The 18,999-nt window shown below is 66.0% G+C and carries 16 protein-coding genes; 7 read left to right on the top strand and 9 right to left on the bottom strand.

From position 1 onward, the window contains the following. Positions 1 to 33: 33 nt before the first annotated feature. Positions 34 to 1,383 (top strand): FAD-binding protein, encoded by a 1,350-nt coding sequence (locus tag JOE31_RS02170; protein ID WP_245198917.1) that lies wholly within the window; start codon positions 34 to 36, stop codon positions 1,381 to 1,383. Positions 1,384 to 1,395: 12 nt separating this feature from the next. Here JOE31_RS02170 and JOE31_RS02165 read toward each other — a convergent pair whose 3' ends face one another. Next, positions 1,396 to 2,616, bottom strand: a complete 1,221-nt coding sequence (locus JOE31_RS02165; protein ID WP_209741928.1) for a PucR family transcriptional regulator — start codon at positions 2,614 to 2,616, stop codon at positions 1,396 to 1,398. A 236-nt stretch (positions 2,617 to 2,852) separates the two neighbouring features. On the opposite strand from JOE31_RS02165, the gene ald reads away from it, so the two are divergent. Then, positions 2,853 to 3,971 (top strand): alanine dehydrogenase, encoded by a 1,119-nt coding sequence (ald, locus tag JOE31_RS02160; RefSeq protein WP_209741927.1) that lies wholly within the window; start codon positions 2,853 to 2,855, stop codon positions 3,969 to 3,971. Between the two features lie 106 nt (positions 3,972 to 4,077). On the opposite strand, the gene JOE31_RS02155 is transcribed toward ald, so the two are convergent. The 6 genes from JOE31_RS02155 to JOE31_RS02130 all read right to left on the bottom strand — a co-directional run bounded on the left by JOE31_RS02155 (position 4,078) and on the right by JOE31_RS02130 (position 12,308). Then, positions 4,078 to 5,124: a Gfo/Idh/MocA family oxidoreductase gene (locus tag JOE31_RS02155; RefSeq protein WP_307864353.1), complete on the bottom strand. Its 1,047-nt coding sequence runs from the start codon at positions 5,122 to 5,124 to the stop codon at positions 4,078 to 4,080. Between the two features lie 151 nt (positions 5,125 to 5,275). After that, a complete protein-coding gene (locus JOE31_RS02150; RefSeq protein ID WP_209741926.1) occupies positions 5,276 to 6,985 on the bottom strand; it encodes an ABC transporter family substrate-binding protein in 1,710 nt (569 codons plus the stop codon). A gap of 56 nt (positions 6,986 to 7,041) precedes the next feature. Then, positions 7,042 to 9,297, bottom strand: coding sequence for an ABC transporter ATP-binding protein (locus JOE31_RS02145; RefSeq protein WP_209741925.1), 2,256 nt, complete (start codon positions 9,295 to 9,297; stop codon positions 7,042 to 7,044). After that, on the bottom strand, positions 9,294 to 10,310 hold the full coding sequence (locus tag JOE31_RS02140) for an ABC transporter permease (protein ID WP_209741924.1): 1,017 nt from the start codon (positions 10,308 to 10,310) through the stop codon (positions 9,294 to 9,296). Before JOE31_RS02140 ends, JOE31_RS02145 begins: the two co-directional genes overlap by 4 nt. Positions 10,311 to 10,312: 2 nt before the next feature. Beyond that, a complete protein-coding gene (locus JOE31_RS02135; protein ID WP_209741923.1) occupies positions 10,313 to 11,299 on the bottom strand; it encodes an ABC transporter permease in 987 nt (328 codons plus the stop codon). A 358-nt stretch (positions 11,300 to 11,657) separates the two neighbouring features. Further along, positions 11,658 to 12,308, bottom strand: coding sequence for a TetR/AcrR family transcriptional regulator (locus JOE31_RS02130; protein ID WP_209741922.1), 651 nt, complete (start codon positions 12,306 to 12,308; stop codon positions 11,658 to 11,660). A gap of 127 nt (positions 12,309 to 12,435) precedes the next feature. Here JOE31_RS02130 and JOE31_RS02125 point away from each other — a divergent pair, with 127 nt between their 5' ends. Continuing rightward, the gene (locus JOE31_RS02125) at positions 12,436 to 13,002 is read left to right on the top strand and encodes an NAD(P)H-dependent oxidoreductase (RefSeq protein WP_209741921.1); all 567 of its coding nucleotides are present in this window, start codon (positions 12,436 to 12,438) and stop codon (positions 13,000 to 13,002) included. 413 nt (positions 13,003 to 13,415) lie between these two features. Then, positions 13,416 to 14,009: a GerMN domain-containing protein gene (locus tag JOE31_RS02120; RefSeq protein WP_209741920.1), complete on the top strand. Its 594-nt coding sequence runs from the start codon at positions 13,416 to 13,418 to the stop codon at positions 14,007 to 14,009. Between the two features lie 46 nt (positions 14,010 to 14,055). Here the strand turns inward: JOE31_RS02120 and JOE31_RS02115 are convergent, their stop codons facing one another. Next, positions 14,056 to 14,901, bottom strand: a complete 846-nt coding sequence (locus JOE31_RS02115; protein WP_209741919.1) for an isocitrate lyase/phosphoenolpyruvate mutase family protein — start codon at positions 14,899 to 14,901, stop codon at positions 14,056 to 14,058. Positions 14,902 to 15,023: 122 nt separating this feature from the next. Between JOE31_RS02115 and JOE31_RS02110 the strand changes: the two genes are divergently transcribed. Continuing rightward, entirely contained in the window at positions 15,024 to 16,316 is a 1,293-nt protein-coding gene (locus tag JOE31_RS02110) for a PLP-dependent aminotransferase family protein (RefSeq protein ID WP_209741918.1), read from the top strand. A gap of 67 nt (positions 16,317 to 16,383) precedes the next feature. Next, on the top strand, positions 16,384 to 16,815 hold the full coding sequence (locus JOE31_RS02105) for a universal stress protein (RefSeq protein ID WP_209741917.1): 432 nt from the start codon (positions 16,384 to 16,386) through the stop codon (positions 16,813 to 16,815). Positions 16,816 to 16,821: 6 nt separating this feature from the next. On the opposite strand, the gene JOE31_RS02100 is transcribed toward JOE31_RS02105, so the two are convergent. After that, positions 16,822 to 18,414: an AMP-binding protein gene (locus JOE31_RS02100; protein ID WP_209741916.1), complete on the bottom strand. Its 1,593-nt coding sequence runs from the start codon at positions 18,412 to 18,414 to the stop codon at positions 16,822 to 16,824. Positions 18,415 to 18,601: 187 nt separating this feature from the next. On the opposite strand from JOE31_RS02100, the gene JOE31_RS02095 reads away from it, so the two are divergent. Then, entirely contained in the window at positions 18,602 to 18,982 is a 381-nt protein-coding gene (locus JOE31_RS02095) for a hypothetical protein (protein ID WP_245198915.1), read from the top strand. Positions 18,983 to 18,999 lie beyond the last annotated feature (17 nt).

Here is an 18,999-nt window from a genome sequence, read left to right as displayed (position 1 = left end):
ATGGCCCCGGTGGTCCGGCGCGAAAGGGATGCAATGCGCACTGTCAGCGAACTGCCCGGGCTAAGCGGCGGCACCGGAGCCGGAAGCTCCGCTCCGGAATTGAACTGGGCCGGGAATTACCGCTATACGGCCGCTTCGATCCACCGTCCGCGCACCCTCGAAGAAGTCCAGGAGGTGGTGGCCGGCGCCTCGAAAATCCGCGCCCTGGGCTCCCGGCACTCGTTCAATGCCATCGCCGACTCCCCCGGATCGCTGGTCTCCCTTGAAGACCTGGACCCCGGCATCCGCATCGATGCCGCGGCGCGCACCGTCACGGTCTCCGGCGGCACCCGCTACGGCACCTTGGCGGAGCGGCTGGAATCCGCCGGTTTCGCATTGCCCAACCTTGCCTCCCTCCCGCATATCTCCGCGGCCGGAGCCATCGCAACCGCAACCCACGGCTCCGGCGATGCCAACGGCAACCTCGCAACGTCAGTCGCCGCACTGGAAATCGTGGCAGCGGACGGAACCGTCCACCGCCTCAAACGCGGCAGCTCGCCCGACTTTGACGGCGCCGTCGTCGGGCTTGGCGCCCTGGGCGTCGTCACCAAAGTGACGCTGGACATCGAACCCACTTTCACGGTGCGGCAGGACGTCTTCGAAGCCCTTCCCTGGGAAACGGTTCTGGGAAATTTCGACGCCGCCACCTCCAGCGCTTACAGCGTCAGCCTGTTTACGGACTGGAGCGGGGACGCCGTGGCGCAGGCCTGGCTCAAGAGCCGCGTCTCCGGCGCGGCCGCACCCGGCGCCGGCCCGGCGGCCCTGACCGGCGAGGCCTTCGCCGCCCGCACATTCTTCGGCGGGACGCGGGCCGGCGTCGCCCGGCACCCCCTGCCCGGGGTCTCGGCCGAAAACTGCACCGAGCAACTCGGCGTTCCGGGGCCCTGGTCCGAGCGGCTGGCCCACTTCCGCATGGCCTTCACACCCAGCAGCGGCGAGGAACTGCAGAGCGAGTTCTTCGTCCGCCGCGAACACGCCGTGGACGCCATCGGGGAGCTCCGCGCCCTCTCGGAGCGCATCACCCCGCTGCTGCTTGTCTCGGAAATCCGCACCGTGGCGGCGGACAAGCTCTGGCTGAGCACCGCTTACGGCCAGGATTCGGTGGGGTTCCATTTCACCTGGAAGCAGCGGCAGGACGAGGTGGAGAAGGTGCTCCCCGTCATGGAGGAGGCTCTGGCGCCCTTCAACGCCCGGCCGCACTGGGGCAAGCTGTTCCATGCCGGCGCCGATGCCGTGGCCGGGCTGTACCCGCGCTTTTCCGACTTCAAAGACCTCGCCGGACGGATGGATCCGGAGCACAAATTCCGCAATGAGTTCCTGGCCCGGAAGGTCTTCGGGAACTAGGTCCGCGGCCGCCTAAATCCGTGGGCGTCCTGCCCAGCGGCGTGCCTTGAGCGCCGCATGGAGTTCCAGCCGGACCATGCCCTTCAGCGGATCCACGCCAAGGACCTGCCGGATGCGGCCCAGCCGGTTGTAGATACTGCTCCGGTGCAGATGCAGCCTAGTGGCGACGTCCTGCACTGAACCGTCATTGTCGTACAGGAGCTCCAGCACGGGCAGGAGCTCACCGTTCCGGTCGTGGTCCTCCAGGATGCGCCAGTAGACGGATCCGGCATCGGCCCAGGCGCCGGCGCCGCCGCCGGCCGAGGCCAGCAGCTGGTAAACACCGGTGGCCCGGCAATCCACCAGTTCGCCCAGCTGGGGATCCACGGCGGCGGCCTGCGCAGCCTGCCTGGACTGCCGGTAGGCGTCTGCCAGTTGGCGCGGCTTGGCGAAGCCTTCGCTTGTTCCGAGGATGATCCGGTGCACCGGCCGCCCGGACCGCTTGGCAAGTTCCAGCTGGTAGTGGACCAGGACCTGCGCATGGGCCGCGCGCCCGGTGGATTCCCGGAACAGGACCACCGCGTGGGTTTCCGTGCCGGCACTGAAGAGCGCCGCGTCCACCCCGATGGTCGCCTGCAGGGCCGAGGACCGGTGGATCAGGGTGGAGGCGATGGGGTCGGATCCCTCCGCCCAGCCGTCGGCGTCGAGCACTGTGACCAGCTGCCACGGGCCGCGACCCTGCACTTCCTTCCACCCGGCCACGGCGGCAACGGCATTGGCTTCACCCCGGCAGGCACTCAGGAACTCCTGCTCCCTGCGGCGCCGGAACTCCGATTCGGCCGTGTTCGACTCCAGGAGCAGCCCGGACAGAAGCTCGAGTTCATCCCGGACGCCGGGCAGCTGGGTGAGGATCGCCGTCGCGCTTTGGTCGTCAATGTCCTGCTGCACCCACAGGTAGCCGACCCGGAAACCGCGGACCAGCAGCGGGACGCAGACGCGTCCCAGCATGCCAAGGTCCTCGTTGGCGGGTACGACGACGGGACGCACCGCCGTCGCGATTCCGTGCGATAGCTGCCACGCCTTCACATCCGCTGGCACGCGTTTGCTGAGCAGGAAGTTCACCCGGACCCGGTCCGCGTGGGACTGGTTGGAGCTGTAGGCGAGCAGGACGCCGTCGAGATCCTCGAGCGACAGTCCACGGCCGAGCTTGACGGCTACCTGCTCCACGAGCTGTTCCACATCCTGCTGGTGCATGGTTGCCACCTTACTGCCCGCTGCCGCCGGAACGTGAACGGACAGCAGGCGACACCTGACGCTTCACGGCTCGACAGATGTCTAGCCGGCAATTTCGAAAAGCCCGGAAACAAGCGGAAGCCCGCCCGCCACCCTGGCGGCATCCTGTCAGCTACCTCACACGCGGATTTATTCTGGAAGTACCAGATTCCCCGCACGTCCGGCCCACAAAGGCCACCAACAATGGAGCCCAAGACATGATTATCGGCGTCCCCAAAGAGATCAAGAACAACGAATTCCGCGTGGCCATCACCGCCGCCGGGGTACACGAATTCCGCACCCACGGCCACACCGTCCTGGTGGAACGCGGCGCAGGCCTGGGCTCCGGCATCACGGACGAGGAATACGCCATCGCCGGCGCCGAGATCGTCACCGAAGCCGATGACGTCTGGGCCCGCGCCGACATGGTCATGAAGGTCAAGGAACCCATCGCCGCGGAATACCACCGCTTCCGCAAGGGCCTGATCCTCTTCACCTACCTGCACCTCGCCGCCGAGCCCGAGCTGACCCGGGAGCTCATCAACTCCGGCGTCACCGCGATCGCCTACGAAACGGTCCAGGAAGGCCGCACCCTGCCGCTGTTGGCCCCCATGTCAGAGGTTGCAGGCCGCCTGTCCGTCCAGGTCGGCGCCACCTCCCTGATGGCTCCGGCCGGCGGCAAGGGCGTCCTCCTCGGCGGCGTCCCGGGCGTCCGCCCGGCCAAGGTTGTTGTCCTCGGCGCCGGCGTCGCCGGCACCAACGCCGCAGCCATGGCCCTGGGCCTTGGCGCGGACGTCACCATCCTGGACATCAACATCAACCGCCTGCGCGAACTCGACGCGCAGTACCAGGGCCGGCTGAAGACGGTCGCGTCCAACAAGTACGAAATCGAAAAGTCCGTGGTGGACGCGGACCTGGTCATCGGCTCCGTGCTGATCCCCGGCGCCAAGGCCCCCAAGCTGGTCACCAACGAACTCGTCTCCCGGATGAAGCCCGGCTCCGTGCTCGTGGACATCGCCGTGGACCAGGGCGGCTGCTTCGAGGACACCCACCCCACGACGCACCAGGAACCCACGTACAAGGTCCACAACACGATCTTCTACTGCGTGGCCAACATGCCCGGCGCGGTCCCGAACACGTCCACCTACGCCCTGACCAACGTGACCCTGCGGTACGGCGTGGCCCTGGCCAACCTCGGCGTCAAGGCCGCGTTCGAGAAGGACCCCGCCCTCGCAGCCGGCCTCAACATCGCAGCCGGCCACGTGGCGCACCACTCGGTCTCCGAAGCGCACAACCTGCCGCTCGTAGCTGACTGGCACGAACTGGTCTCCGCGTAGTCCTTAGTTCGTCCCGCTGCGCTGGACGACACACATCCTCGGCGTGCTCGCTCCTTCGTCGCTTAGACGCACGCTGCCGGATGTCTGTCGTTCAGCGCAGTCTTGGTTAAGCCCTGTCCGTCGCCAGCTCCCGTGCTTTTTCTATTAATTTGAGGACCTCGACCGGGCCTGCCGGGTCTACCGGCAGGGGCAGCGGCGAGGCGGTGCCGCCGTCGTTGATCTTGTCCGCGAGGATCCGGTAGAACTCCGGGTACGCTCCCCGCTCGGTGGGCAGGCGGTCCAGGTGGCCGTCGCGCCCCAGCAGGCCGGCCCAGCCCTTGTCCTCGACGCCGTACTCGGGGTCCAGCGGGCTGCCGCCGGCCACAATGTACGGTTCCTGCGGATCGATGCCGTGCTTGGTGAAGCCGCCCGTCGAGCCCAGCAGCCGGTAGCGGGGTCCCTGCTGGGCGCAAAGCATGTTCATCCAGAGGTGGCTGACCACTCCGGACCCATGCCGCAGGGCCAGGAAGACATCGTCGTCGGTCTTTTCTCCTGGCCTCCGGGCCCTGAGTTCCGCATGAGCGACGGTGGCGGGCCCGAACAGCTGGATGGCCTGGTCGATAAGGTGCGTCCCGAGGTCGAAAAGCACACCGCCGCCGTCGTCCGCCGTGGCGTCCGCTTTCCATGCCTTGGAGACTTCCGGGGACCAGCGCTCAAACCGGGACTCGAACCTGGTCACGTCGCCCAGCACGCCGCTTTCCAGCAAACCCTTCACCGTGAGGTAGTCGCCGTCCCAGCGGCGGTTCTGGAAGACAGTCAGCACCCGGCCCAGTTGCGCGGCAAGCTCCAGAAGTTCCTGCCCTTCGGCGCTTCGCACCGCAAAAGGCTTGTCAACGACGACGTCGAGCCCCGCCTCCAGCGCGGCTTTCGCCAGCGGGTAGTGCGTGGCCGGCGGAGTCCCCAGGACCAGCAGGTCCAGCTCGCCGGCGATCGCCAGGATGTCGTCAGGAGTGTTTACCAGGCGCGCGCCCGGGTAGCTGCCGGCCGCGTCGGACTTCCTCCCGGCGTCGGACGTTGCAATGACGTCCAGGGAGTAGGCCTGATTGGCGGCGATCAACGGGGCGTGGAACACCCGGCCGGACAACCCAAAGCCGGCCACCGCCGTCCGGATCACGGGCTTGCCCTGGCCGGTGCCCGGAGTTGCTTCTGTGGTAATGGAACCAACGCTACCCCCGGAGAGGAGTTACGGGGACGGCGAAGGCCGGCACCCCCGTGTGAAGAGATCACGGAAATGCCGGCCCTGGCGTTAGCGCAGCGTTGCTTTGTTACTTCTTTTCCCAGCCGAGGCTGGTCCAGTCCGGAACCTGGGACAGGCTCTTGAACAGGGACGGGCCGTAGTTTGCCAGGCCCGTGCGGACGAACGAGATCTGCGGTCCGTTCATCACAACACCCATGGAGAAGTACTTGGCCATGTGCTTCCTTTCAACTTCCATGGCCGCCTTGTTGCGCTCGGCGTTGTCCTCGATGCTGCTGAGGGCCTTGATCTCGGCGTCCAGCTCCGCGTCGCCCAAGCCGTTCTCGTTGGTCTTGGAGTCGTAGAACTGCTTGACCGCGTCCGTCGCGTCAGCGCCGACGGTGTAGCCGGAGACGCTCAGGAAGAAGTCGCGGCTTCCCAAAACCTTGCCGAAGTCGGCGGAGGCGCGCTGGTCGATCCCTACGTCCATGCCGCCGGCCTGGAGCTGCTTCTGCAGGGTCTGCACGAACGCCAGGGTGGTGGGGTCGTCGCCGAAGTTGCTGATCTTGAAGGCGGCCGGGACGCCGTCCTTCTCCATGATGCCCGCTGCATTGGGCTTGTAACCGGCATCGGTCAGTACCTTCTTGGCTGCTTCGGCACCGGATTCCGTGGCCGGGTAGTTGTCCTGGTAGTACTTGGAGAACGGCAGCAGCATCATGGAGCCGGAGCTGGTCTCTTCCCAGTTCAGGCCGTTGAAGCGGACCTTGCGCAGCGCTTCGCGGTCCACGGCGGTGAAGATCGCCTTGCGGATGGCGACGTCGGTCATCGGAGCCTTCTGGGCGTTGAGGTTCAGGCCGCCCGCGAACAGCCGCTGGCCGCGGCGGACCTCTGAATCCTTGGTGCCGTCGAGCTGCTTGTACAGCGCGATGGTGTTGGCGGAGACGCCATCGATTTCACCGTTCTTGAACGCTGCAATCTGGGCGCTGGTCTCCAGCTGGCGGAAAACCACCTTGTCCAGCACCGGCTTGGTGCCCCACCACTTGTCGTTCTGCGCCAGGGTCACGGTCTTGGCGGCGCTGTCGTACTGGTCCAGCTTGAAGGGGCCGGCCATCCATTCCGGGTGCATGTCGCCGGTAAAGCCGGTGTTGAAGATTTCCGGCGTATTCACGGCCGGGTGGATCAGGCCCGTGAAAAGGGCATCCAGGGGGAATACCGGCTGGGTGGTGGTGACCACAACTTCCTTGTCGCTGGAACCAGCCTTCACGGAGTCAACGAACTCGTACGCGCCGGAGCTGACGATGTCGATGTCCTTGTTTTCACCCTTGAGCATGTTCCAGGTGTTCTGGAAGGCCTTGACGTCGATCGGCGTGCCGTCGTTGTAGGTGGCTTTCTCGTTCACCTTGATGGTGATGGTCTGCTTGCCGTCTTTGACCTCGCTCTTGACGTCTTCGCAGAAGTCCTTGTTCGGCGTGGCCGTGCCGTCGAAGTCGAAGTTCCAGCAGCCCCAGGTTCCCGCACCATCGATGGGGCGGTGCAGCGCTGTGTTGTCCGCACTGTTGCCGTTGTTGGAAAAGCCGTTGAAGTCCGGACCAATGTTGCCCAGCGGAAGCGTCACGGTGCCGCCCGGTTCAAGGTCCTTGGCGTCCTTGGCGTTGATGCTGATCAGCTTGGTGAGGTCGCTGCCGGCTTCCTGGCCTTTGCCTGCCTCGGGGCCGGAGGAGGTCCCGCCTCCGCCGCAGCCTGTGAGCGCAAGTGCAGCCGTTACGGCGGCCACCCCGCCAATCTTGGTCAGATTCTTCATGGTTTTCCCTTCATTTTTTTGGTGCGAGAGTTGGTGCTTTGGGGGATTCGGGCAAGTCATGGGCTTTCGTGGACAACAAGCATGTCCGCGTCGAGTTCGCCGTCCGGGAAGAAGCAGGCGAACTGCTGGTCCGTCGCCGGCCGGCCGGCGTCTTGGGCCGGCGCCGGGGCCGATCGCGGCGGGGCGACAGTTTCCAGGGGCGGCTCGAGCGTGAGGCATTTTTCCTGCTTCACGGCAGGAAGCGCGGCGAACACCGGGCAGCGGGTGGCGAAGTTGCAGCCCTTCGGCGCATCCAGCGGCGAGGGGAGGTCCCCCTGCAGGATGATGCGTTCGCGGGTCCGTTCCAGCTGCGGGTCCGGCACGGGGATCGCGGACAGGAGTGCCCGGGTGTAGGGGTGGCGCGGGTTGTCGAAGACGCTGTCCACGTTTCCGATTTCCACGATCTTGCCCAGGTACATCACGGCCACGCGGTTGGAGATGTGGCGCACCACGGAGAGGTCGTGCGCCACCATGAGGTAGCTCAGGCCGAGTTCTGCGCGTAGCTTGTCCAGCAGGTTGATGACGCCCGCCTGCACGGACACGTCCAGCGCTGACACGGGTTCGTCGAGGACCACCAGCTTGGGATTGACCGCGAGCGCACGGGCAATGCCGATGCGCTGCCGCTGGCCGCCGGAGAACTGGTTGGGGAAGCGGTTGACGTGATCCGGCTGGAGGCCAACCAGCTCCATCAGTTCCATGATGCGTTTCCGGATCGCGGGCTTGGCCAGGCCGGCGTTCTCGAGCGGCTCGGACAGGACTTCAAAGACCGTGAAGCGCGGATCGAGTGCACCGGTGGGATCCTGGAACACCATCTGGAGTTCCTTGCGCATGGCAGCCTTGGTCCGGGCATCGGACGCCGCCTTGTTGCTCAGCCCGCCGATGGTCACCTCGCCGTCCTGGTCCTTGTGGAACTCCATGATTTCCAGCAGGGTGGTGGTTTTACCGCAGCCGGACTCGCCCACGATTGAGAAGCACTCGCCTTCGCGGATATCGAAGCTCAGCCCGTCCACGGCCTTCACCGTGCCGATCCGACGTTTGATGAGCGAGCCCTTCAGCAGCGGGAAGTGCTTCCGGACATCCCGCAGTTCCAGGACTGTCCTGCGCTCCTGCCGCGGAACGGCATCGAAGCGGGAGACCGGAACGGCCGGGGCCTGGAAAATCTCGTGGACATCCACTTCCGCGCCAAGGGAGTCCGTCTTAATGCAGGCCGCCTTGTGGGCGCCGCTGCCGGCGGGGCCGTTCCCCGCTGCCCGCGGTCCGCTGACCGGCCACAGTTCCGGTTCGCCCTGCAGGCAGGCGTCACTCGCCAGGGGGCACCGGGGCGCGAAGGAACACCCGGTGGGGGTGTGGATCAGGTTGGGCGGAATGCCCTCGATGGGCACCAGCGAGGACTTTTCCGCGACGTCCACGCGGGGCACTGCGCCCAGCAGGCCCATGGTGTAGGGCATCCGTGGGCTGTAGTAGATGTCGTCCACGCTGCCGGTCTCCACCGGCTTTCCCGCGTACATCACCATAATGTCGTCCGCCATGCCGGCCACCACGCCGAGGTCGTGCGTGATCATCACGACGGCGGCTCCGGTCTCTTCCTGCGCGGTGTGGAGCACCTCCAGGACCTGCGCCTGGATGGTGACGTCCAGCGCCGTCGTCGGCTCATCCGCGATGAGCACCCGCGGGTTGTTGGCAATCGCGATGGCGATCATCACGCGCTGGCGCATGCCGCCGGAAAATTCGTGCGGAAACGCCTTCAGGCGGTCCTTCGGGCTGGGAATGCCCACCATGCGAAGGAGTTCGACGGCGCGGGCCTCCTTGGCCTGTTTGCTCATCTTGGGGTGGTGGACCGTCAGCGCCTCGATGATCTGGTGGCCCACCGTGTACACGGGCGTCAGGGAAGAGAGCGGGTCCTGGAAGACCATGGCGATGTCGTTACCGCGGTACCCGCACATGGCCTTGTCACTGAGGCCCAGCAGTTCCTTGCCGTTCAACCGCACCGAGCCGGTGACCTCGGCCGTCGCGGGGAGCAGGCCCATGATGGCCAGGGAGGTCACGGATTTACCTGAACCGGACTCCCCCACGATGCCCAGGGTCTTGCCCGGAAGGAGGTCGAAGTCCACGCCGCGGACCGCGTGGACAACGCCGTTCTCCGAGTTGAACCGGACGTTGAGGTCCCGGACGGACAGGACAGCATCCGCGGGGCCATCACCCGGCGCGTGCAGCCCTGCGACGTGCAGTCGTTCCGCAGTCGTTTCCCTGCTGGCGGTGGTTTCGCTGCTCATTTGATCTTCTTCGCTGTGGTCTTGGGTGTATTGCCCGTCCGGGCCCTGCCCTTTTTGGCGCTGTCCTTTTTGGCGCTGCCCACGGAGCTTGAGCTGGGATCGAACGCATCGCGCAGCCCGTCATTCATCATGGCCAGCGAACCCGTCAGCAGGAACATCACCACCAGCGGAACCCAGAACATCCAGGGAAAGGTGGACACCTGCGACGTGGCTTGGCCTATCAGCACGCCCAGGCTGACATCGGGGACCTTGATGCCGATGCCGATGAAGGAGAAGGCGACCTCAGCCAGGATGGCTCCGGTCACGCCGCGGGTGATGTCCAGGACCAGCAGGGATCCGATGTTGGGCACCAGGTGCCGCCAGACGATCCGGCGGGCGGGGATGCCCATGTACTGGGCGGCCTTGACGAAGTCGCGCTGCATCAGCGACATCGAGAGGGAACGGATGAGGCGCGCGGTACCCATCCAGCTGAAGACGAGCAGGACGATGATCAGCAACAGCCAGCTGGGAAGGTTTTCCTGCAGGCCGTTGCCGCCGCCGCTGGTGGCCACGGCCACCACCAGCAGGGCCGGCATCATGATCAGCGCTTCGAGGATGAACAGCATGACCTTGTCCACCTTGCCGCCAAAGTAGGCCATGGTGCAGCCGTACACAGCAGCGATCAGTACCGACACCAGTCCGACCACCAGGCCGATGAAAATGGAGATCCGGGTGCCTTCCACCGTGAGGGCGTAAAGGTCGATGCCGGCCTGGGACGTGCCCAGCAGGTGATCGGCAGACGGCGGCATGCCAATGTTGAAGGGGTCGATGGTTTCCTTGTCCCACGGGGTGAAATAGCCGCCCACGAAGGAAAACAGCGTCAGGGCGAGGAAGATCAGCAAGCCGGCCACGGCGGTCTTGTTGCGGAGGAAACGCCGCAGGATGATCGCGGATTTGGCGATTACGACGTCGTCGTTCTCGATCCTTGCTTCCTCGGCGACGGCGGCGGGGTCTATCGCGTTCAGGTTGGTCATGGCTACTGCACCCGCACTCTCGGGTCGACAAGGGTGGTGGCGAAGTCCGCGAGGATGGCTCCGATCGCGAAAATCACCGAGCCGTAGGCCAAGGTTGCCGTGGCCGCGTTCACGTCTTGCAGGGCGATCGCGTCGATGCTCCAGGAGCCGACGCCGTGCCAGGCGAAGATCTTCTCGGCAAAAAATCCGCCGGCGAAGATGGCCGGAATGGTGAACGCAATGCTTTGCGCCACCGGGATGAACGAGACCCGAAGGGCGTGGCGGGTGATGGCCTGGTTGCGGGTGAGGCCCTTGGCCCGGGCCGTCCGGACAAAGTCGGCGTTGACGTTGTCCAGCAGGTACTGGCGCTGGGCGATCTGGTAGGTCCCCCAGCCCACGATGGTGATGGCAAACGTGGGCACGGCGTAGTGGGCCAGCATGTCCACAAACTGGACCCAGCCGTTGCCCTCCAGCCCCGGGGTGGAGATGCCGGTGACGAACAGAATCCGCTCGCCGACCGTTTCGTTGATGTTGATGGCACCCAACTGGACCAGGAAGTAGGCGATCGGCGCGGGCACGATGTACACAAGGTAGCTGTACGAGGTGATTGCGCGGTCGGAAAACTTGTACTGCCGGGCGGCGGTGTACACGCCCAGAGCCACGCCGATGATCAGGGTGAGGACGATGGACGCCAGGAACAGCCGGGTGGAAATCCACACGCGGTCACCGAACTCGGCATTGATGAAAGCGCCGTTGGGGCTTCGGCCCCAGTCCCAGCGCGTGACCACTGCCGTCAGCCAGTCAACATAGCGCTCCCACGGGCTCAGCGTCGGGTCAAGGCCCTTAAGGCGGAAGGAGTTTGTCACCTGCTCGGGGGTCGGCCGCGGAATGCGTTCCTGTTCCAGCAGTGCGGGCTGAAGCGTGCTGACAGCGAGGAAGTACCCCGCCGTGGTGGTCAGGAAGATCATGAGCAGGTAGGTGGCTGCCCTTTTGGCGAGGTAACGGAACACGTCTGCCTAGCTCAGGATCGCCGGAGCCAGTTCCGCGCCGCGCAATGACGGCGGCGCTTCGGAGGCGTCGTTCCGGGCGGGTGTCATATCAGCATTCACAGCAGTCGATCCTTCCGTCATCCCCCAACCGGCAGGGGTTCCGCCGCCGATCCGGGATCATGGCCAGCGGGTGTCTGGCCGTCCGCGAGCCCTGGGGCTTTGTCCTTGTGGACTATGTTGCGGGTCACATTCCAGAGGAAACTACCACATATGCGGAGGCCTCCATGGTGCGCTGAAGCGGAAACACGGGCGTCCTGTATCAGATCGTTATGAATAAATCCGGATGATTGATTAGCCCCGTGCAATCCCGGGCGTCGGGTCAACTTTCGTCCGACGTCTTGCCTGTCCGCGGGACGGGGCCGCCGGGACAGCTCACCACGCGGGTGACGAGTTCGCGCCAGGACTCGGCGAGGCGCTCCGGGGCCACCTGGTGCACCCGCACGGCATACAGCAGCCGCTCCGGATCCAGGGTGGAGCTGAGTGACATTGCCATGAGCCAGGGATCCGCGGTCACTCCGGCCGCCCGCAGGAGCATTTCGATGTGCCGGTGCCAGAGCACAGCGGCCGGCACGTCGAAGCGGTTGTACGCGGACGAGTCTGCGGCGCGGGCCAGCTCCCCGTACTCCATGACATAGGCAATCCGCGCAGCACCGAACGCCGCAAGCCGGTCGAGGGGCGGGGCGCCCGGGCCGAGGGGCGGGGGCCCGAACATGAACCGGCCCTGGAACTCGGCCTCCGAGTCGCTGAGCAGCGTCATCATGAGGCCCGCCCGGGAGCCAAACCGCCGGAAGACAGTACCTTTGCCCACGCCGGCGCGCTCGGCCAGCCGGTCCATGGTGAGTCCGTCCGCCCCGCACTCTTCAATGAGTTCCCGGGCAGCCCTGAGCAGCAGTTCCCGGTTGCGGGCGGCGTCACTGCGTTCCGCTTCCCCGCCCCGGGGCGATCCGGAGCGGATTGGGATGAGGCTCACAGATTTTATTCTAGCCCGGGGAATAATATCCGGACCGTAGTCCGTTTAGCTTGAGTGAAGGCACTCACCAGCCTCCACGATCAATAAGCCTGCGGACCCCGCCCGCGGCCGGAAACTAGGAGTTCACATGTCCAAGAGCACCGTACTTACGCTGGTCGGCAGCCTGCGCGCCGAATCCACCAACCAGAAGCTCGCCGAGGCCATCCAGCTGAACGCGCCCGAGCAGGTTGAGGTTGTCATCCACGAAAGCCTGGGCAACATCCCGTTCTACAACGAGGACATCGACGTCGAGGGCCAGGTTCCGGCTGCAGCCGCCGCCCTGCGCGCCGCCGCCAACGACGCAGACGTCCTGCTGCTGGTCACGCCGGAGCACAACGGAACCGTGCCCGCTTCGCTCAAGAACGCCATCGACTGGCTGTCCCGCCCGTTCGGCGCCGGCGCCCTCAACGGCAAGCCCACCGCCGTCGTGGGCACCGCCTTCGGCCAGTACGGCGGAGTCTGGGCACAGGATGAGGCCCGCAAAGCCGTCGGCATCGCCGGCGCCCGCGTCCTTGAAGATGCCAAGCTGGCAGTCCCCGGCTCGATGGTCCGCTTCGCCGAAGTCCACCCCAAGGACGACGCCGAAGTTGTAGAGCAGATCAAGGGTGTCTTCGACGCCCTGGCCAACGCCGGAACAGCCGCCAAAGCTGCCTGACCCACAGCATTCAGCGCACCAGACGCCCTCGGCTGCCGCCGGGGGCGTTTTGCGTCACCATTCCGTGATGGAGCTGACGCAAAACCGTCACTTCGCACATATTCCGTACACAGTTGCACCGCCGTAACGTGGAGACGGGGACGTGCGAGAGCTGGAAGTGCGGTGCGTTCATGATGTTCACGCCTGGGATCCGGGCTTCTGCGGCAGCAGCCGCGTTTCTGCTTCCACTGTGGCTCGGCTCGTGCTCGCTGCCTGTGGCGGCGCCGGATAATACGGCGGTCCGGCCAGGCAGCAGGCCGGAACCACAACCGCTTCCGGCGCCATCTCCGGCCGCCGCCGGCCCGGATGCCACACTCCCGGCAGCCGCCGCCTCCGGACCGGACATCGCAGCGTCAATCCCGGCGGCTACACCCATGACGGGCGGCAGCATCAACCCCCAGGCAGGCACCAACGGCGCCGCGGCCATTGACGGTGCCACCGCCGTATCCACCACCGGCGGCACGGGGCCCGCCGCTCCCGCGCAAGGCGGCCCGGGCACCTCCGGTTCCGGCAGCCTGGCAGCTCCGAAGGAATCCGGCGCGGCAGGCCAGGCGGTGCCGCGAAGAGGGCTCGCCGGCGGGACGCCGGTGTACTTCGTGGCACTGGACGACGGCGGCAGCACCGGCGTGCGGTTCGGCTGCAACGACAGCCTGGTGGCCGTCTTCCACAGCACCGCCGCAGCGGAGGAACCGCTCCGGGCGGCCCTCGGTGTCCTGCTGGGGAGCGGCGACTCCCCGGAGGGGTTGTATAACTCGCTGCACAATTCCACCCTGGATTACGTTTCCGCCTACTTCGACGGCACCACGGTGGTGGTAAACCTGACCGGAACCATCCGGCCCGGCGGCACCTGCGACCTCCCCCGCCTGGAAGCCCAGCTCACGCACACGGCCGTGTCTGCCGTCGGCGCGGCGCGGGCGGAGATCTACGTGGACGGGCAACGGCTGGCGGACGTCCTGAACCTCCGGTGAGCCGGAGGCCGCGGCATCCCGGGCCGTGCCGGACGGGACCGGGCAGTTAGTTCCGCCGAAATAGTTCGTCCATGGCCTCGTGGCTGCGGGCACCGGCCAGTTCGGACCAGTTGCCGTCTCCGAGCACGTCTTCGGCCACCCTGGATACGGTGGCGTACGCAGCCTTCGCGGTGTTGCCGCCGATGCTGATCCGGCGGACGCCGGCGTCGTGCAGTTCCCCCACGGAGGGCGCACCCAGGCCGGCGAGCGCATTCAGGGGCCCGGCAATCCGTCGGGACAGGTCATGGAGCACGTGCAGGTCCTGCACTCCGGGCACGAATATTCCGTTGGCGCCGGCGGCCAGGTACGCGTCCGCACGGCGAATGGTCTCCGTATAGGCAGTGTCCGCAAACCGGCCGGACAGGTAGGTGTCGGTACGGGCGTTGATGAACAGGTCTACGCCCGCTTCCTCCGCCGCACGGCGGACGACGGCGATGCGGCGCGCTTGTTCTCCCACGTCAGTCAGCGGCTCATCGCCGGAGTCCTCGAAGTTGATACCGACCGCCCCGGCCGCCAGGACACTGAGGATGGTTTCCCGCAGCTCTCCGTCGTCGAACGTGCCCCCTGTTTGTGCATACCCGGATTCGATGTCCGCGGTAACCGGCAGCGCCGTGGAGGTAGCGATGCGGCGAAGGGCCGCAATGGCCAGTTCGCGCGGAAGATGGTTCCCGTCCGGAAAGCCGAGGCTCCATGACAGGGCCGAGCTGGAGGTGGCCAGCGCCGCCGCTCCAGCCTCCTCCACCAACCGGGCAGACGCCACGTCCCAGACATTCACCAGCACCAGCGGCGTCGCGCCGTCGTGGAGTGCGTGGAAGACGGCGGCAGGGGATCCCGGGTGACTGTGCGATGTCATGGGTCCATTCCATGCCTTGCGCGGCCCAAGGTAAAGCATTCCGTGACCGCGCCGGAAACTGATCCGGAATCCTTATCAACAAACGTTGCCTACTTGACAACATATGGCTGTATCCTGTGAATGTGACCCACGAAACACTTGATACCGCCGCCGAAGTCCTGCCGGCCGAAGCCATTGACGCAATCGAACGCGCGGCAACGTCCGCCCACCGCCACGATGAACTTTTCTCGGAGCGCGCAGCCAATATCAAGCAGTCCGCGGTCCGCGATGTCTTTGACATCTCCCTCCGCCCGGGCCTGGTGTCACTCGCCGGCGGCAGCCCATACCTGCAGTCCCTGCCGCTGGAACGGCTCGGCCAGACGGCAGCGAAGATCATCGCCGAACAGGGCCTGACTGCCCTCCAGTACGGCAACGGTCAGGGAACCGAAGAGCTCCGCACGCAGATCTGCGAGGTGATGGCGGCAGAGGGAATCCTCGACGCGGATCCTCGGAACGTGGTGATCACTGCCGGTTCCCAGTCGGCCCAGGACGTGGCCACGAAAGTGTTCTGCGACCCCGGAGACGTGGTGCTGGTGGAGGACCCCACCTACGTGGGCGCCCTGAACACCTTCGAGGCCTACCAGGTGGAGGTAGCCACCGTTCCGATGGACGAACACGGCCTGGTGCCGGACCTCCTGGAGGCCCGGATCGCCGCCCTGCAGACCGCCGGGAAGAACGTCAAGTTCCTCTACACCATCCCCAACTTCAACAACCCCTCGGGCATCACCCTGGCTGTGGAGCGGAGGCAGGAAATCGTCGATATATGCCGCAAGGCGAATATCCTGGTCCTGGAGGACAACCCCTACGGACTGCTCCGCTTCGATGGCAAGCCCCTTGCTCCGCTGCGGGCGGCCAATCCCGACGACGTAATTTACATGGGCTCGTTCTCCAAGATCTTCGCCCCGGGGCTGCGGATTGGCTGGGCGCTCGTGCCGGCACACCTCCAGCGCCGCTATTACCTGGCGTCCGAGGCCGTGACCCTCTGCCCTTCGACGCTGAACCAGATGCTGGTCTCGGCCTACCTGCGTGACTACGACTGGAAAGGGCAGATCGAAACCTATCGCGGGCTCTACGCCGAGCGCTGCCAGGCCATGCTCGCCGCCCTGGAAGAGTACATGCCGGAGGGGCTCAGCTGGACCCGGCCCGAGGGCGGCTTCTTCGTCTGGGTAACGCTGCCCGCGGGCGTGGACACGTACCCGCTACTGCGCAAGGCCATCGACGCCGGCGTAGTGTTCATCCCCGGAGCGGCCTTCACGCATTCGGACGAACCGTCCAACAAGCTGCGGCTCGCCTTTAGTGCCGTTCCTCCCGAGACCATCGCCGAGGGCGTGCGGCGGCTCGCGCCGGTCCTGCGGGACGCCATCGCGGCGCTGTAGCCTGAATCAGTACGGCACGCAGCTGGGCATTTTTCATTAGACTGACCGATCCCTTAGGAGCAGGACTATGACCGGAATTATTGTTGTCGGCGTTGACGGCAGTGAGACTGCCATGCGGGCCGCGGAGACAGCACAGGGGCTTGCCGCGTCCCTGGGGGCCACCCTTCACGTGGTGACGGCGTTCGACAGCGACCGCACCGAGGTTTACGGCAGCGGCAGCGACCGGTTCATCGTCTCTGATGCCGGTGAGGCCGAGAAAGTGGCCAAGGACGTTGCGGGACGGCTGAGCACGGAAGGCCTCAAGGTCACCTATTCCGCCGCCCGGGGCAAGCCGGCGGAAGCCCTGATCAAGGAAGCCGAGCGCTTCGAGGCCCGCATGATCGTGGTGGGCAACCGCCGGATGCGCGGGCTCGGCCGGGTTCTGGGCAGCGTCGCCAACAGCGTGGCGCACAACGCACCGTGCGACGTCTACATCGCCAAAACGGACGTGGCCGGCTAGCACTCCTCAGGCTGACCGGGCCGTCTTGAGCATCCTGCGCAGGATCTTCCCGGAGGCGGACTTGGGCACGGCGTCGATGAACTCCACCCGGCGGATCTTCTTGAAGGGCGCCACCCTGGCTGCCACGAAGTCCATGACGCCGTCTTCGTCGAGTGTTTCCCCTTGTCCGCCCGCCTGACGCACGACGAAAGCCATGGGGACTTCCTGGCCGTCGGCGTCGGGCGTTCCGATAACAGCGGCATCCGCGATGCCTGGGTGCGACAGCAGCAGCGCCTCAAGTTCGGCCGGGGCGATCTGGTAGCCCTTGTATTTGATGAGTTCCTTCAGCCTGTCCACAATGGTGACCACGCCGTCGGCCCGGACCGTCGCAATGTCGCCCGTGTGCAGGAAGCCGTCCGCGTCCAGGGTGTCCGCCGTTTCCTCGGGGCGGTTGAGATATCCCAGCATGACATTCGGTCCCCGGCACAGCAGGTGGCCCGGGGCGCTGGTTCCCTCCGCCGGGATGTCGATGTCCTCGCCGGTGGCGGGGTCCACCAGCCGGCATTCCATGTTGGGCACCGTGAACCCCACCGAGCTCACCGGAACGTCCGGGGCATCCACCGGGATCAGGTGCGACACCGGACTCATCTCTGTCATCCCGTACCCCTGCAGCACACGGCAACGGAGGCGTTCGCCGAGCGTCGCGCCGAGTTCCCCGTCGAGCGGCGCGGCACCTGACAGCGTGGTGTGGACGGAGCTGAGATCGTACTCGGCAACGAGCGGGTGTTTGGACAACGCCACTGCCACGGGCGGGGCGATGAACAGGTAGGTGCATTTGTGGTCCTGGATGGTGCGCAGGAACTCGGCGAGGTCGAACCGGGGCATGGTGACCAGGCAGGCCCGCTCCCGCAGCGCGAGGTTCAACAGGACGGTGAGGCCGTAGATGTGAAAGAACGGCAGCAGGGCAAGAAGCCGGTCCTGAGGCTTCACCTTCAGAAGCCCGCGGGACTGTTCCACGTTGGCCACGAGGTTTCGGTGGCTGAGCTTCACGCCTTTGGGCCGCCCGGTGGTACCGGAGGAGTACGGCAGCACGGCCACATGGGTGGCCGGGTCGAAGGAAACGGCAGGGGCCGGCACTCCGGCGGTGAGCAGGTCCTTCAGCGAAGGGTGGCCCGGGGCGCCGTCGAGCACCACGAGCCGGTCCGCCGGGATCCCGGCGCGCTCGGCGGCCTGCTCGGCACCCGGAAGCAGGGCGGACACCGTGAACAGCCACGTTGCAGCGGCATCCTGCAGCTGATGAGTGATTTCATCGGCGGTATAGAGCGAGTTGATGGTGGTGATGGTGGCGCCGGCACGGAGCAGTCCGTGGAAGACGGCAGCGAACGCCGGGACGTTGGGGCAGAGGATCGCGGCAACCCCGTGCGGGCCCAGCCCCTGCGCGGAGACTGCGCCCGCCACGGCGTCAATCTGTTCCAGCAGCTGGCGGTACGTGGTTTCCGCACCGCTGCTGCCGTCCACGACGGCGGTCCGGTCCAGGTCCGCTTCCGTGAGGCCCCCGAAGAGGTACTCATAGACGCTTTGGTCCGGGATAACAACATCCGAAAAGGGGCTCGAGAACACGCAACATCTCCTTTGATCCGCTTCAGCAGCTGGCGGCCATTGACGGCGGCAGCTGGTGCAACTCTAGTTCGGCGTGTCAAGGACGCAGCGTCCCCGGCTTGACCGACGTCACTGTCCCTGGTGGGCAGCCTCACCCGTTTTTCGGCGGAATCACGCGGTTAGCGACGATAAAATTGGAAGGTGCTCGATGGTGCGGACATCCGAGTACCGACGACTTCAGGGGAACATCATTCTTACGCTTCAGCGCCGCCAGCTGGTAGGCCACGACATCCTTCTTGCCCGCCACGGGAACCACATCAGCACCATGCGTGTGGACCGCGCCAATGACCGGGTGATCGCGTTCCTCGACGACGGTTCCACGGACACCGCCCCCAACCTGATCGCGCCCGGCCTGAATCTTCCGGAGACCATCCGAAGCGTCATGCGCGATGACTGGAAGTTCTTTGCGGTGGTTACTGCCTGCGTCACCGGCTTCTCCGGCGCGATGATCGCAGCGGCGGTCGCCCTGAGCGGAATGACGTCCGATCCGGCCCTGGCCCAGATGCTCGCGAACTACCCCGCCTACTAGGCCGCCCGGCACAAAGG

This window comes from Arthrobacter sp. PvP023, assembly GCF_017832975.1.
In the GTDB taxonomy this organism is placed as follows: domain Bacteria; phylum Actinomycetota; class Actinomycetes; order Actinomycetales; family Micrococcaceae; genus Arthrobacter.
This window is presented reverse-complemented; position numbering and strand designations above follow the sequence as displayed.